The organism is Microlunatus endophyticus (assembly GCF_014646195.1).
GTDB classification, from domain to species: domain Bacteria; phylum Actinomycetota; class Actinomycetes; order Propionibacteriales; family Propionibacteriaceae; genus Microlunatus; species Microlunatus endophyticus.
In genome coordinates, this window is sequence record NZ_BMMZ01000001.1 from 1 (window position 1) to 14,621 (window position 14,621).

Sequence of the window (14,621 nt, forward strand, 5' to 3'; positions counted from 1 at the left end):
ACCTCGAACACAGTTGATGGCATACACCATCATCCCACACTGTAAACGAATTAATGACGCGCAACACTAGCTCCGCGGCAAGCATCACCGGACGGGGCGAGGCCCCCGTGCCCACATGCCGAGAAAGCTCAGTGGGTGGTGCGGAGCCCGGTGAGGTGGAGGCGGAGGAAGCGTCGCCAGGCGGTGTCGTCTCCGTCCGGTGAGACGGCGACCACGGCGCGCATGGCGACGATGAGCGCTTTGATGTCGTGAGCCGTCACATGCGGCGCGAGGGCTCTCGCGTCGACCGCGGCCTGGGTGAGCTGGTGGACTCTTTCGCTTGTGCGGGCGCTGACCTCGTCGCTGGCGACCCGGTCGATCAACGCGGCGGCGTAGCGGCGCTTCTCGGCGTTGAAGGCGCCGACGAAGTCGAGAAAGCGCTCCAGACCGTGAGCGGGATCAGGGTCGGCCAACGCGGTCTCGGCGGCCTGGTCCATCTCCTGGACGAAGGTCTGCGCGATGGCGTCGAGGAGGGCGTCCTTGCCTGCGAAGCGGCGGTAGATCGTCCCGACGCCGAGTCCAGCTCGAGCTGCGATGGCCTCCATGCTGGCCTGAGGCCCTTGTTCGGCGAAGACCGCACGTGCCGCCTGGATGACGATGGTGTCGTTGCGCAGCGCGTCGCGGCGCGGTGCACGGCGCGTACGTGAGGCATCGGTCGGGGAGGGCACAGTCCATTCTATCAAAACGGAATACGGATTCACGATCGTGCTAAAATGAATTAGGATTCCGTTATAGAGGAGGACATCGTCCATGAGAACCACCACCGGCTGGCAGAGCCTCGACCCCGAGACCAACGCGCTCACCCGCGTCACCATCGAGCGCCGGGACCTGCGCCCCGATGACATCGCGGTGCGTATCGACTATTGCGGGGTCTGTCACAGCGACCTGCACCGCATCCACGGGATGCTCGGCGAGAAGGATCTCGTTCCCGGGCACGAGGCCACCGGTGTGGTGACCGCTGTCGGCAGCGGGGTCAACGGTTTCGCCGTCGGCGAGCGGGTCGCGATTGGCACGATCATCGACTCCTGCGGGGAGTGTGCCATGTGCCTGGCCGGGCAGGAGAACTACTGCTACAACCGCCCCACCACTACCTACGGCGGTACCGACCGCGTCGACGGCACCCCCACGAAGGGCGCCTATAGCCGCGAGTACGTCCTGCGGGAGAAGTTCGCCTTCCACCTGCCCGACGGACTCGACCCCGCGGCGGCCTCGCCGCTGATGTGCGCGGGCGTGAGCGTATGGGAGCCCATGCGAGCCGCCGGGGTGGGCCGCGGCACGCGGGTCGCCATTGCCGGGCTCGGGGGGCTCGGGCACCTCGCGGTGAAGATCGCCGCGGCCCTCGGAGCGGAGGTCACCGTCCTGAGCCGCAGCACCGCGAAAGAACAGGACGCTCTGAGCCTGGGGGCGAGTGGGTTGCTCGTCACCACCGACGAGACCCAGGTCGCCGCCGCGCGAGGACGGTTCGACTTCATCCTCGACACCATCTCCGGCGACCACGACCTCCTGCCGATGATCGGCATGCTGGACCTGGACGGCACCCTGTGCGTCCTCGGGAATCCCCTGCTCGACGGTCCGAAGCTGTGGGCACTCGGCGCCGGCCGCAAGAAGCTCACCTCCTCTGGCACCGGCGGGCTCCCACAGACCGAAGCCATGCTCCGATTCTGCGCCGCCCACGGCATCACCGCCGACGTTGAGATCCTTCCCTCGCACGAGGTCGAAACCGCCCTGGACCGGCTCGCCGCCGGCGACGTCCACTACCGCTTCGTCCTAGACCTCTCCGACCTCGACCAACCCGTCGCCTGACCGGCGTCATTCCTAGGCTGGCCGCTCACTGACGGCAACGGCCGGACGGCGGCGCAGGAACAAAGACCAGGGCTGTGAGGCTTCACGGACGGGCAATACCAAATGCGCGGCCGCGGAACTGAGCGCGGCCGTTCGGGCCGAGGTGCGATGTCGCCAATTCACGCTGCGGGCTGGGGGCGGCGTCCGCGGGGCGGATCTCAATGCTTTCCGCAGCTACCGCCCTTCTTACTGCCTGTTGGCTGACGCCGAACTGCAGTCCGACCTCCATGAGCGTCAGCCCGCTCTCGTACAGCCGCACGGCTTCGGGAGTGTCCACTTCCGAAATCCTTCGCTGATGCAGTGGGACGGAGCGACGGACAAGATGGGCGGCGGTCGTCCTGGTGTAGATGCCGAACGTCCGGCTGCCCTCGGCGATGCTCAGTCCCCTGCCGTACAGGGCGATGAGTTTCGTCGACCTAGGTGGCGGTCAGAAATTTGAGTCTTCCCAACTGAACGGATCAACCGACCCCGGTCTCGGTCATCGAGGGCCCCGAGGGCCGCTCGCCATGCTTGTAAGCCCCCGAGACGGGCAGGAAGCCACGGTTTCAGGGCTGGGAAAAAGTTCTCAAACCCTCTACTAAGGTGCACAGCGTTTCTCCTAGCGAGAGCCAAACTAGATCGCCAAGACTCGCCAGACGTGCAACCTCCGTGCAACATCTCTCCGGCTCGGGCGGGAAGAGATCCTCAGGTTCGAGCAGCCAACCAAACCAAGCCGGGCGATGGCTCGCGTCGACGCCGAACAACCCACCTATCACGGCCCGTCGTGGTGGACTGTCGGCGACTTCCACGACATCGAGCGGTTTCCCCGGCGGACGGCTGGGCTCATCGTCGGGAGACGTTCAGCCCCGGCGATGGGGACTTTGTCGCTGCCGAATTCTACGAGTGCGGTCCGGGCGAGCGCGGCGGCCACGAGCTCGGCGACGGGATCAGTCTCTGCTACCGAGGCCGGTCGGTCGAGCGGCCCCGGGATCTCGCTGCGGCGATCCTGCGGGCCGCCGACCTGGTCGAGGGGTCAGGCGTGACCTTCGACCTCATTCCGACCGCTGACGCCGAGCCAGACACCTATCGGGTGATCCTGTACGGCACCGACTGACCCACCCATGTCGCCATCACGCGGAGCACGCTCGCGTTTCCGGACTACTCGGAGCTATCGGCCGTGTTCGAGCCGGTCGACGCCGTTCGGTTTGCTACCGCACTGCTGAACGCGGTGACGGCGCTGAGCGACATCGCCGCCACCCGCGAGATCGAGGGACTGGCATGGCCGCACCGATCGAAGTTCCTGAGGGCTGGGAGATCATGAGGGCCCGCGTGATCGACGGTGCCGAGGAGATCCTGTGGAATCAGAAGCTTGTGCTGATCAGCGACACCACAGACGACAAGGAGCGTGCCCGAGCGCGCGCGATCGTGCACATCGTCATGCACGACCAAGGACGCTGGCAGTTCATCCGCAGCAAGAGCAGCAGGCTGACGATCTCGTGGAGATCTGGGCGGCCAGCCGTCTGACTTCACTGGGGGTCAGTCGAAATGAACGACACCAGGGACCGTGTCTCCGCACCTTGTTGCGTGTACGGCGAGCAACGAACAGTCAGCGACGACTACCATGGCAATGGGTATGTCGGAGAGCCAACGTATCCCGCCTTGGGGACACCTCGTTGTGTCCAGAGGCTTAAGTGCAGTCACCGCGGGCGCAGGACTGTCCACGCCCCTGCTTTGCCCCTGCTTCGCGATGACAGGCGTGCAGATTACATCGCGTTACGATCGCGCCGGAATCTCGGCCAACCAAATGGTGCTCCGCGGTGCCGAATGCTGGTTGCGCCGTGGATGGGGGATCTAGCTAGCGGCCTCCCCCGCACTGAATGGTCACGAGGTCCGGGAGCGAACTCTTTGAACGGCATCGTGCGTTTCGCGGGTGGATACATGTGCTCCATCGAGGTACAAGACGGCTACCTCGTAATTACCGCCAAGAACCTGATGTCTGGCCAACCCTCATTGGCGCAGGAGATGGTGGCCAGTAGGTGATGGGCTCCAATGTCGCCATTCCTCTGAACAACCTTCAGGCCGTTCAAGTATCACCGGCGACCGTGCTCACCAATGGGCGGTTCACGATGTTTGCTGGCGCCGTTGATGGTTGCGGACCTTGGCCTTCCACACAATGGGCAGATCGAAGTTACGCGAGACCCATCACACCAAGAGCCGCCGCAAGCTGTTCCACGATAACGGTATCCCGATTGCGGCAACCGGCGTGACGCTACAAAACCTGCGTTGCGTATTCGTCCCCGCGGCATGGAACGAGCACGATCCAAATGCTGTAGCTGTCACAACCGGTCGACATCACATCGGCTACATTCTCGGAGCTCTAGCGCCTGCCTACTCGCAGTATCTTCTCGCGTGTGCCCGCGACCGGAAGCTCATCGCTGGAGTCGCCAGGGTGTGGGAAAGACGATGGTGGAGGAATGATCCGTGCGTAGGTAACCATTCTGGTGCCAGAGGTTGACCTCTTGTGAAGCTTGGATGTTCCTGACTCCGAAGGCCATGAATTGCCCTGCATCCCATCACCTATGGGGCCCCTTGTCGACCTCTGCGGGATCCTTGACCTGCCCAATCGGTTCACGTCGGCTTCCAACAGATGACCATAATCATCGAGCCCGGCATTGACGAGGTCGTCGTCATCCGGTCCGACAAGCTGGCAGAGGCATCTGATCCAGAGACACAGAATGCACACAGCTAGCTCAGTCGATCTGCTCAGCGTCCGCTCCGACACTTGAACTATGAGACAATCGCAACGACACCCGCGGCGTACGCGGGCCAAGGTCGTCAACCGAGGCAACCGCCAAGGCCTAGAGGTCCTCGGGGTGTTCGCAGTGATCGCGTTAGCGCTGTTCTGGGTTGTCTTCGGCTAGCTCGTCCCAGGTCATTCCGGGTGAACCCATCAACTCAGGATACCCAGGCCGCGCTCTTGCCAGTCAACTGCGGCGATCCGTGCGGCTTCTCGTCGAGGCTAATCGCAACCGCCGACCACTTGCTGCACGTCTTGTAACTCCGGATCTCACTCACGTAGCCGCCAGACGTCGCCCGCGCCTCACGTCTGCCGTTGGTGCCGAAGATCTTCTTCACGTGAGCTTCGGTCATCCCCTTCTCCGCCTTCTTGTATTCGGCCTTCGTCACACAACCCGGCGACTTGTTCGCCGCCGCGGCAGACGGCACCAAAGTGACAGTGCCGACCAGCAACGCCAGAACGGCGCACGCCGATACCAGAATCTTCCTCCTCATGCCCTCTCCAGCCCCCCGAGAGAAGCGCACCATTCGCTTCCTGCGGGGTAAGCATCGACCCCGCGTATCTACGCCGCAGGAAAACCAGCAAGTTCGCTTGAACCATTCGAGGCAGGCCACGTGAGCAACCACACCGCCACCGTTATGCGCGACGGCGAATTGTGGATCATCGAAGTCGTCGACCTGGAAAGCGTCACCCAGGCACGCGTCCTGGGCGACGCCGAACTGGCCGCCCGGGAACTCATCGCCGTCAGCACCGGCAGCGCGCTCGAAGATGTGACCGTTGATCTGGAAGTTCTCGTACTCGGAGTTTCCCGGCTGACGGAGCGCCTCGACAAGATCCGCAACGAACGCGAGCATGCCGCGGCACTCGAGGCTGATGCGGCAGACGAAAAGTAGCAGGAGCGCCCGGTGGTGACGTCTCGGGTGGATGGGTAATCCCGGCTCGGACGGTAGGTCTGCAGCGCCGGTGATTTTGTGGACCTATCGTCCGTCGGCGCTACCGCGTTGGCGCGGCATATGCCCGAGGGCGGCAGCGGTTAAGCAGTCAGCCGCTGTCGCCCTTGGCGCGCCAAGGGGCTGCACAATCTGCGGAGCCCGTAGGCGAGGTTGCCCGAAGGTGAACGACGGAGCCGATCCGTTGTGTAAAGACCCTGACTAGGAGTAGAAACTGCTCAGGGTCGGGACGCGACTACTGGGGGTGTCCGTCCCGGGGTTCTAGGTGCTGCCGGCCGACCCGTACAGAAGGCCGGCAGCACCGCCACGAGGCCGGGGCGGACCCTGGGGCACATCGAGTTCGGGCGTTCCCCCGAATACCACCGGCATAATGCGCCACCAGAGGACCGCCGCTCATCATGGCATTTGGTGCAGTTCCATAACGGGCTCAGTTTCGAAAATGGGACAATTTGCTCGTACCAGCCGCGAACTGGTCTGACCGGAGTTACTGTGAATGACAGAGGGGACGAGGACCCTCTTCGGCGAGACACGGCAGGGCTCCCCCCGTCATAGGTATCGTCTCGTCGCCGCATCCCGCCCGGTCGTGATCGAGGCCCCCGACTCTCCCATCCGACCGGGCGGGAACGACGGACAGGGCACAGATCAGAGAGGACGAACCATGCTCATCTGTCAGTCCTGCCTCACCCGTACGTCAACCCGGCCAACGCCATCTGGCCACCGATCCGCGTCGTCAGAACGCGCGTAGCTGTTCCGGGTCCTTGACGTCGTTGTCGTGCACGTCGACGTTCGCCCCGGGGCGCTGCACTAGCGCCTGCTGGAGCGCGTTGTGCTGGTTGCCGTTGAACACCGGCTCCGGGTGACCCGTGGCACCATGCACGACCGTCGTCCCCGGCTGTAGCCAGCCGCCGTTGTTGTCGTACCAGCCGGCCGACAACTCGTGAGCCCACGGTTTCGCAGGATCGCCGTACTGGTCCGTGATGTACTGCAAACCCCACGTGATCTGCGTCAGCGTTCGTCTTCCAGTCGGCACCCACCAGAGCCGACCTGGATGCGATCGCGGCCGGAGTGCTGTCCGATGCCGCCGTGACGCACGACCTGACGACTTCGGGGTCGGTGATGCGATACATCTTCGACAATCTGAGCTATCACCTTCCCAAGGACTTCGACGCTTTGGACACCCACCACGCACAGCAGGTGCAGCAGTTCCTGGCGGGGATGTTCTCCCAGGAAGTACAGGACAAGATCGATCTGCTGGCCGAGGACGAGCTCTTCGCCCGGTTTCAGAACATCGTCTTCCTGAAGTCGATCGACGTCGCCTGGATCGAGCAGGTCGACTTCCTGGAGCAGTTGAAGACGGTTGTTCAGGATCGCAACATGGCCCAGCACAAGGTCGAGTACGAGTACCGCCGGGAGGCCTACTTCGCATTCGAGGAGATGAAGAAGCGCATCAACCGCGACATCGTCCGACTGCTCTGCCTGAGTCGCATCGAACAGGGTGACGACGGCGGTCTGATCATTCAGTTCGCGTGATCGGCGACGACGCGTGCGGGTCTTCAACATCAACAAAGCGGTCGGCCTGGCCTCCAGCGGCGTCGAGTACGCCCAGAAGTACCGGCGCGACGTGCTCGCCGACATCGCCGGCATCGACGACTACTACGTCTTCACCGACTACCTGGCGACCAACCCGAGCAGGTTCACCGACCGGCTGGGATTCGAGCGCTCACAGGTGCTCTGGATCTACAACGTGCTGACCGGGCGCGACACACTCGGGTGCACGCTCGGGGTGGACGACTTCATCGCGATGATCAAGCAGCCACACGCCGCTCCCCAGGTCGCACCCGACCACACCGACGTCGTCGTTTCCGGCTCGGCCGTGCGCTATCGGATCCAGACGCTCCCGGGTCGACTCGTCAATCGGGTCGAGATCATGATCAGCGATCAGCTGGTGAGCGTGGAACATTACGACGAGTCACTGAACAACATCGAGCACTTCTACCAGAACCGGCTGGTTCGGCGTACGTTCTACTCTCCCGACGGACGCCTTGCCGCCGAGCAGTTCTACCGGCCCGGGCCTGAGCCGGGAGAGACGGAGATCACCCGGACGGTGATCACGCCGGTCTCACCGCTCTACGACTCGACCATCCGGGCCGTCCGACGCCGGCCCAGCTCGTTCGTCGGTGATGTCGTGCTCGAAGGCCGGTCGCAGTTCTTCCAGTATGTCTTCGCTCGCCTCTTCAGCCGGCCGGACGATGTGGTGATCGTCGATCGGGCACTGGACGTGATCGACGGCATCTACCCGGTGATCGGCGACCACCGGCTGTATTCGATCGTGCATGCCGAGCACTACGACCTCAAGCAGATCGAGGACGGGGTGCTGCTGTGGAACAACCACTACGAGAATGTCTTCACCCGGCCGGACCTGGTCGACGGATTCATCGTCTCGACCCATCGCCAGCAGGAAGTGCTGGAGGCTCAGCTGGCAGGGCGTCTGCGGTCGGAGGAATTCTCGGTGGCGTGCATCCCGGTCGGAGTGATCAAGGAACCTGTCGGCCGACCCGATTACGACCGATCCGCAATCGTCACCGCGAGCCGGCTCGCGGACGAGAAGCACATCGATCTGCTGATCCGTGCGGTCGCTGCGGCGCGGAAGGTGCTGCCCGGACTCCGGCTGGACATCTACGGCGAGGGGAAGCGGGACGGTCTGCTCGCCGCCGTCCGGGAGACCGGGACGCAGGACTGCGTCCGGCTGATGGGTCACCAGAAGCTGGACGGCGTACTGGGCTCGTACGGCCTGTACGTCTCCGCGTCGACCTCGGAGGGCTTCGGGCTCTCGCTGCTCGAGGCGATGGCCGAAGGCCTGCCGATCGTCGGCTTCGACGTCGACTACGGGAACCGGGAGCTGGTCGAGCCTGGTGTCAACGGTGAGCTGGTGCCCTGGACGTCTGATGATCACGGCGTCACAGCGATCGCCGACGCCATTGTCAAGATCCTGACCGCCGGATCCCTGGATGACATGCGCAAGCAGAGTCTGCGGAAGGCGGGGGCCTATACCGCGCCCAACATCGGCAAGCTCTGGGAACGGCTGTTGCGCCCGGAGCAGATGTGCTAGCGCTCTTCGATCACTACGACGACGCGGCCCGGGAGCTGCTGCGGTCGTTGGCCACAGCGGGCATCACCTGCACGCCGGTGGTGATCTCCTACGACGGCGAGTTACCGGACGGTGCGGTCTGCCCGTTCACGACCTATACCGGGATCGAGCGGAAGGGTTCGCCGCTGTTCTTCAACGAGGTCCCGGTTCCGGCCTGGTGCGAGATCCGGCACGCGCAGCAGGCCTACGGCGAGATTCTGCGCGACGGGAGCCTGCTCGGCCGGATCAACTACGAGCCGAACTCCTTCCGGCAGGTGGCCAGCGTCGACTGGCTGCTGCCGGACGGCACCCTCGGCCACACCGATCTCTATGACCGCTACGGCAACCGGTACGCGACCATCCACGCCAGCGACGGCGTCGCCTACCAGACCGTCTACCGGGGGCCGGGGGAGTACGAGATCGAGGTCGATCATCGCAGCCGGCTGGTGACGATGCGGTCGCGGGACAGCCGGTTGAGCTTCGCGACCCTGACCGACTTCGTCTCGTACTTCCTGGATGATCGTGTGGTGGGCGACTCAGGGCCCGTCGACGATCGGGTCTTGATCAACTCGCTGTCCTATCCGCTGTTCGTGGCGCGCAAGCGCGCTGCGGGGCAGCCGAACACCACCTTGTTCTGGCAGGAACTGATGCCGGGCGCGGTGCCGGAAAACATGGTCACGGAGCTGGAGCAACCGACGGCTCTGACACGTATCGTGTTCTGCGACCAGCGACTGCTCCGGAAGGTGGTGTCGCAGCACCCGGACACCGCCGTGGAGCTGACCTACCTCTCGCACCTCGGACAGTTCGCCGACAAGGAGGGCTATCACCTCCGGCGTGCATTCACCCTGACGAACAGCGACGAGATCCCCGCTCTGGTCGACTTGCTCGAGACCTTCCCCGAGGTGACCTTCTCGGTGGCGGCGCTGACGCTGATGAGCCAGAGGCTGCACGAGCTGGCGGCCAGGTACGCCAACCTGACGCTGACTCCGACGATCAATCTCCGGGGGTTGAGTGAGGAACTTGACAAGGCGTCCGTCTATCTCGATATCAACGCCGGCTCGCAGGTCCTCGATGTCGTCAGGGCGGCGTACTACCTCGACCTGGTGGTGCTGGCACTCACCCCGTACGCCAAGGCGCCCGACTACTCCCTCACGTTCTCGACAGTCGAAGAACTGAAGGAGCAGCTGGCTGCCGTGATTACTGATCCGGCCGGCCGATCGCGGGCACTGGATGCGTTGCACACCCAGCACGGCCCGCGATCGACCCCGGCTGATTACCGACGGCTCTTGTCCGAGGCGGACTTGTTGTAGGCGGACTTGTTCAGGCGGACTTGTTCAGGCGGACTTGTTCAGGGCGGCGGGAGTCGTGGGCAGGGCCTGGGTGTTCCAGTAGTCCTTCTGCGCCATCGGCACCACGACCTCCTTGAAACAACGGGTTGCCGATCGTCGCCAGCGGATCGGTGACGCCTTTCGGCCGGTGACCGTTGTGGGTCAGGTCGGTGATCGGCACCTGCAACGCGATCGGGTGCACGTTGAGGTTCTTGGTGACGTTCACCCATCCTGACGACGAGGTCGAGGATCGGCTCGACCACGTCCAGGCCATCCGACCTGTGGTCGAAGAATTGACCGGGGCCGATCCGCACGACATCGCCCGCTTCTGCCGGGTGGCGATCAACCGGCTCCGGCCCGACGAGCAGTTCCGGGGTGCGTCCTGCTTGGGCCGATACCCGTCCGGCGTTCGTCACTTCTCCTGCTTGGGGTCCTGGTCGACGAGTTGGTCGATGGTCCCGATCAGTTCCCGTACGGCCGGAAGTGCGGCGGTGATCAGGTGCTGCCAGCCCGGGTGCAGGTCGTCGTAGGCGGTCCGCAGGATCCCCGCGTTGGTGGCCTGCCACCGCAACACCGCATCCTCGCCGGTCGGCGTCAGCGTGAGCCGAACGGTCCGGCGGTCGTCGGTGTTGCTGCTTCGGGTGATCAGATCAAGTGCTGACAAGCCGTTGACCAGGGTGGTCACCGAGTTGGGTGCCAGGTGCAGGAAGCGGGCGATCTGGCTCGGCCGGGCGCCGGGATTCTCCGCGACCGCGGATAGCAACTCCAGTTGCGCCACCGACAGCGCGTTGTCCGGGTCGGCGGACCGGGCTGCCCGGCGCATCGCGCGGCGGAGTCGGGCCACGGCGTCGGCAAGCTCGCGCTCGGACCCGGGGGCGACCGGGTCCCTTCCGGTCTGCCGTGTCGATCCCTGATGCTCCAGTTGCGTCACGTCGGTCACTGTATTCCTATATTTCCTGCACAGAGGCAATGGATCACACGGTGGGCGGTGCGGATTCCGTGTCACGTGGCGAGCGGGTCAGCACCGCCGTGGCGATTCCGACCAGTCCGACGGTGGCCAGGCACAGCAACGCCACCCGGCCGCCGGAACCGGTGTCGGCGGTGTGGAGGGAGAGGGTGACCACCGATACGCCGAGGGCGGTGCCAAGGCTACGGGCGACATTCACCAGCCCGCCGCCGGTTGCCGAGAGCCGTGCCGGGATCTGGGACATGATCGTGGTGTTGTTGGCCGGAATGAAGAGCCCGAGCCCGGCTCCGACGGCGAACAACAGCGCCGCCGGTGCGAGTGGACTCGTCGCCACACGGGGCATCACCCAGGCGAGCCCGGTGACCGCGGCGGTCGCCACGAGCGCGCCGAGGATCGCTCGCGCGCCCACCGTCAGCCTGGCCGGTAGTAGGCGCTGGACCAGAACGGCCGCGAAGCCGAAGCCCAGTGGAAGGCACGACAGAACGAGGCCCGAGGCGCTGCGGGAGCCGAAGAGCTGGGGCAACAGTGTGAGCGGACCGAAGAGCACCAGGTAACCGCACAGGGCCCCGATCAGGCCGAGCCAGACCTGCCGCGGCCGCAGCATCGACGGCCGGATCAGCGGATCGGCAGCCGAACTCTCCCAGCGCAGGAACCCGGCGCCGGTCACCAGGCCGCCGATCAGCAATGCCAGCGCGAGCCACCACGGCATCGGCAGGCCGGACAGCCCGGAGATTCCGAGCAGGACCGCGGCCGCCGCCGCCAGCAACGTCGTCAGGCCGGCCAGATCGAAGCGCTGGACCGCCGTACGCTCCCGGGTGCGCGGCAGCAGGAACCATCCCGAGACCAGCCCGAGGATCCCGAACGGCAACCCGATCCAGAAGATCCAACGCCAGCCGAGGGTGGAGACCAGAATGCCGCCGACCAGCGGGCCGGCCGCCAGGCCGATCGCCTGGGCGGCGGACTGGATCCCGAGCGCCGTCCGCATCTGCTCGCGCGCGACGCTGGTCACCACCAGTGCCACGCTGTTGGCCTGCAGCATCGTCGCGCCGATCGCCTGGACGACCCGGAAGCCGATCAGCCAGCCGAGGTCCGGCGCGAAGCCGCACGCCACCGAGGCGGCCGTGAAGACCGCGAAGCCGTACAGGTACATCAGCTTCCGGCCGCTGGCGTCGGCGATCCGGCCGGCCGCCGGCAACAGCCCCACGAGGGTGATCAGATAGGCCAGGGAAACCCATTGCACGCCGGCCAGCGGCTGGTGGAACTCTCGTTGCATGGCCGGGAACGCCAGTGTGGTGATGCTGGCGTCCAGTTGTCCGAGAAAGGCGCCGAAACACACCGTGGCGACGGCGAACCAACCTGCCGAGCGGTGCTCGCGGACGGCGTCCGGGCGGGGGCGTTCGGTGCGCAGGGCTTGGAAGGGCTCGAACATCCAACTTCTTCTGTAACCGAATGATTGGGGCGCTTACGATCATACGAGTCAACGGAAGTGTCACCAAAATCATTCTCAAACAGATGTAAAACGCCCGGTATCGGGCAGCCGACTGGCTTCGGGCGGTCGGTCAGGTGGCCACTCCGGGCGGTCGCCTGCCAGACTTGCGCCGTGGATCTGCGCTACGGAATGAACCCGAACCAACCGCATGCCTCGATCGAGCCGGTCGGCGACCGGCTCCCGTTCGAGGTGGTCTCCGGATCACCCGGCTTCATCAACCTGTTGGACGCCCTGAATTCCTGGCAGCTGGTCCGTGAGGCCACCGCGGCGACGGGCCGTGTCGCCGCAACCTCCTTCAAACACGTCTCGCCTGCTGGTGTTGCAGTGGACGGGCCGGTGCCGGGCTTCCTGCTGGACGTGCTGCGCACCAGCGACGACAAGCTGAGCCCGGTCGCCTCGGCCTATCTGCGCTCCCGCAGCTCCGACCCGCGGGCCTCCTACGGTGACTTCATCGCGGTCAGCCACGAGGTCGACGAGTCCTGCGCCCTCTTGATCAAGAAGGTCGTCTCCGACGGAATCATCGCTCCCGGATACACCGCGAAGGCACGCGAGATCCTGGCGCAGAAACGGGACGGCAGGTACCTGGTGCTGCAGGCCGACCCGGATTTCGAGCCGCCCGCGACTGAGACCCGGGAGATCTTCGGCGCCCGCCTGGTGCAGGACGCCGACATCACGCCGCTGACCAAGGACTCCGAGCTGGGCAATGTGATCATCGGCAAGCTCGAGGACGGCGTCGGTGATGACCTCATCCTCGGCCTGATCGCGTTGAAGTACACCCAGTCCAATTCGGTCGCGTACTCCCGCGAAGGTCAGGTGATCGCGATCGGAGCCGGACAGCAGTCCCGGATCGCCTGCACCCAGCTGGCGGGGGAGAAGCTCGCCACCTGGCTGTGGATCCAGCATCCCCGGATCCGCGAGGTCGCCTCGGCCCAGAAGGGCCAGGACCGGCTGAATCTGCTCTATGCCTTGGCTTTGGCCGACCAGGCCGGCACCGGCGACTTGATCAGCCAGGCGTTGACCGATGCCGAACGTGCCGAGATCCTCGACCGGGCCACCGGGGTGAGCTTCACCTCCGACGGCTTCCTGCCGTTCTCCGACAACGTCGAAGAGGCCCATAAGTACGGGGTCTCGGCGATCGCCGCGCCGACCGGCTCGGTCCGCGACGACGCCGTTTTCAATCGTTGCGAGGAGCTGGGCATCGCCTTCGTCGGCACCCCGAGGCGCTACTTTCATCACTGATTCGTCCGCCGCTGCCGCGATCTTGGTCTTGTGGCGCGACTTCCGGGGACGAGCTCCGTACGCGTTTGCCACAAGGATTCGATGAGTCGCGCTGGAGGTGTTGATCATGGATTGGCAGTCTGTACGCGAGTATCGGGTGCTGTACGGCGATGATCACGTGCTGGTGATCGACAAGCCGGCAGGGATCGCGCTGGTCGGGGAGCGCAACGACACGGATCTGATGCAGCAGGCACGGGAGGCCGGCGACTTCGTGATGCCGGCGCACCGCATCGACAAGGTCACCAGCGGCGTCGTGCTGCTGGCCCGTGATCAACCGACCCACGCCGTCCTGACCCGGCAGTTCAGCGACCGGACCGTGATCAAGGACTACCTGGCGATCGTCCGCGGCACCGGCTTGGCCGACGAGGGCGAGATCGACCTGCCGCTGAGCGTCGGGCGCAAGTCCCGGGTCCGGATCGCTGCGGACCGCGAGGCCATCCGCGAGCAGCCGCCCGGGCACTGGTCGGTGCCCGACGACCGGGTCTTCGACCACGTACGCAGCTATCCCGCCCGGACCAGCTACCGCCGGCTCGCCCGGAGCGAGCCCGCCCGGGACGAGGGGGACACCGGGCACACCGTTCTCCAACTGCGGCCGCACACCGGGCGTCGGCACCAGTTGCGCGTGCAGTTGGCCTGGATCGGACACCCGATCGAAGGCGATCCGCTGTTCTGCCGGCCGCCGGTCGACCGCACCTTCCTGCACGCCTGGCGGCTCACCTTCGCCGACCCCGCGACCGGTCACCCGATCACTGTGACCGCGGAACCGGATGACGCCTTCTGGGCCGGGTTCGACGGGTCGCGCCCACCGACCCGCTGAAGGCGGGA

Annotated in this window: 16 protein-coding genes; 9 read left to right on the forward strand and 7 right to left on the reverse strand. The window is 65.3% G+C overall.

Annotated features, from left to right (window positions below):
• Positions 1–128: 128 nt before the first annotated feature.
• The gene (locus IEY07_RS00005) at positions 129–707 is read right to left on the reverse strand and encodes a TetR/AcrR family transcriptional regulator (protein ID WP_229669569.1); all 579 of its coding nucleotides are present in this window, start codon (positions 705–707) and stop codon (positions 129–131) included.
• Positions 708–789: 82 nt separating this feature from the next.
• On the opposite strand from IEY07_RS00005, the gene IEY07_RS00010 reads away from it, so the two are divergent.
• Positions 790–1,842, forward strand: a complete 1,053-nt coding sequence (locus tag IEY07_RS00010) for an NAD(P)-dependent alcohol dehydrogenase (RefSeq protein WP_188893137.1) — start codon at positions 790–792, stop codon at positions 1,840–1,842.
• Positions 1,843–1,924: 82 nt separating this feature from the next.
• On the opposite strand, the gene IEY07_RS00015 is transcribed toward IEY07_RS00010, so the two are convergent.
• Complete coding sequence (locus IEY07_RS00015) at positions 1,925–2,158, reverse strand: hypothetical protein (RefSeq protein ID WP_188893138.1); 234 nt, start codon at positions 2,156–2,158, stop codon at positions 1,925–1,927.
• A 486-nt stretch (positions 2,159–2,644) separates the two neighbouring features.
• Here IEY07_RS00015 and IEY07_RS00020 point away from each other — a divergent pair, with 486 nt between their 5' ends.
• Together IEY07_RS00020 and IEY07_RS00025 are read left to right on the forward strand one after the other, a co-directional pair.
• Entirely contained in the window at positions 2,645–2,974 is a 330-nt protein-coding gene (locus IEY07_RS00020; RefSeq protein ID WP_188893139.1) for a hypothetical protein, read from the forward strand.
• A 164-nt stretch (positions 2,975–3,138) separates the two neighbouring features.
• Positions 3,139–3,384, forward strand: coding sequence for a hypothetical protein (locus tag IEY07_RS00025; protein WP_188893140.1), 246 nt, complete (start codon positions 3,139–3,141; stop codon positions 3,382–3,384).
• Positions 3,385–4,815: 1,431 nt separating this feature from the next.
• Here the strand turns inward: IEY07_RS00025 and IEY07_RS00030 are convergent.
• Positions 4,816–5,151 (reverse strand): hypothetical protein, encoded by a 336-nt coding sequence (locus IEY07_RS00030; protein ID WP_188893141.1) that lies wholly within the window; start codon positions 5,149–5,151, stop codon positions 4,816–4,818.
• Positions 5,152–5,271: 120 nt separating this feature from the next.
• Here IEY07_RS00030 and IEY07_RS00035 point away from each other — a divergent pair, with 120 nt between their 5' ends.
• Positions 5,272–5,550 carry a HicB family toxin-antitoxin system gene (locus IEY07_RS00035; protein ID WP_188893142.1) on the forward strand — a complete coding sequence of 93 codons (279 nt, stop codon included), beginning with the start codon at positions 5,272–5,274 and terminating at the stop codon, positions 5,548–5,550.
• Positions 5,551–6,337: 787 nt separating this feature from the next.
• On the opposite strand, the gene IEY07_RS00040 is transcribed toward IEY07_RS00035, so the two are convergent.
• Positions 6,338–6,595 (reverse strand): hypothetical protein, encoded by a 258-nt coding sequence (locus tag IEY07_RS00040; protein ID WP_188893143.1) that lies wholly within the window; start codon positions 6,593–6,595, stop codon positions 6,338–6,340.
• A 95-nt stretch (positions 6,596–6,690) separates the two neighbouring features.
• Here IEY07_RS00040 and IEY07_RS00045 point away from each other — a divergent pair, with 95 nt between their 5' ends.
• From IEY07_RS00045 to IEY07_RS00055, 3 genes are read left to right on the forward strand one after another with little or no spacing between them, the layout of a single operon-like run.
• Entirely contained in the window at positions 6,691–7,137 is a 447-nt protein-coding gene (locus tag IEY07_RS00045; RefSeq protein WP_188893144.1) for a hypothetical protein, read from the forward strand.
• A 13-nt stretch (positions 7,138–7,150) separates the two neighbouring features.
• Positions 7,151–8,716, forward strand: a complete 1,566-nt coding sequence (locus IEY07_RS00050) for a glycosyltransferase (protein WP_188893145.1) — start codon at positions 7,151–7,153, stop codon at positions 8,714–8,716.
• Positions 8,710–10,044, forward strand: a complete 1,335-nt coding sequence (locus IEY07_RS00055; RefSeq protein ID WP_188893146.1) for a hypothetical protein — start codon at positions 8,710–8,712, stop codon at positions 10,042–10,044. Before IEY07_RS00050 ends, IEY07_RS00055 begins: the two co-directional genes overlap by 7 nt.
• 10 nt (positions 10,045–10,054) lie before the next feature.
• Here IEY07_RS00055 and IEY07_RS00060 read toward each other — a convergent pair whose 3' ends face one another.
• The 3 genes from IEY07_RS00060 to IEY07_RS00070 all read right to left on the reverse strand — a co-directional run bounded on the left by IEY07_RS00060 (position 10,055) and on the right by IEY07_RS00070 (position 12,458).
• Positions 10,055–10,288, reverse strand: a complete 234-nt coding sequence (locus IEY07_RS00060) for a hypothetical protein (protein WP_188893147.1) — start codon at positions 10,286–10,288, stop codon at positions 10,055–10,057.
• Positions 10,289–10,474: 186 nt separating this feature from the next.
• Complete coding sequence (locus tag IEY07_RS00065) at positions 10,475–10,993, reverse strand: MarR family winged helix-turn-helix transcriptional regulator (protein WP_229669570.1); 519 nt, start codon at positions 10,991–10,993, stop codon at positions 10,475–10,477.
• A gap of 43 nt (positions 10,994–11,036) precedes the next feature.
• Complete coding sequence (locus IEY07_RS00070; RefSeq protein ID WP_188893148.1) at positions 11,037–12,458, reverse strand: MFS transporter; 1,422 nt, start codon at positions 12,456–12,458, stop codon at positions 11,037–11,039.
• A gap of 171 nt (positions 12,459–12,629) precedes the next feature.
• Here IEY07_RS00070 and IEY07_RS00075 point away from each other — a divergent pair, with 171 nt between their 5' ends.
• A complete protein-coding gene (locus IEY07_RS00075) occupies positions 12,630–13,757 on the forward strand; it encodes a 5-aminoimidazole-4-carboxamide ribonucleotide transformylase (RefSeq protein ID WP_188893149.1) in 1,128 nt (375 codons plus the stop codon).
• Between the two features lie 106 nt (positions 13,758–13,863).
• Positions 13,864–14,613 carry an RluA family pseudouridine synthase gene (locus IEY07_RS00080; RefSeq protein ID WP_188893150.1) on the forward strand — a complete coding sequence of 250 codons (750 nt, stop codon included), beginning with the start codon at positions 13,864–13,866 and terminating at the stop codon, positions 14,611–14,613.
• Positions 14,614–14,621: the final 8 nt, after the last annotated feature.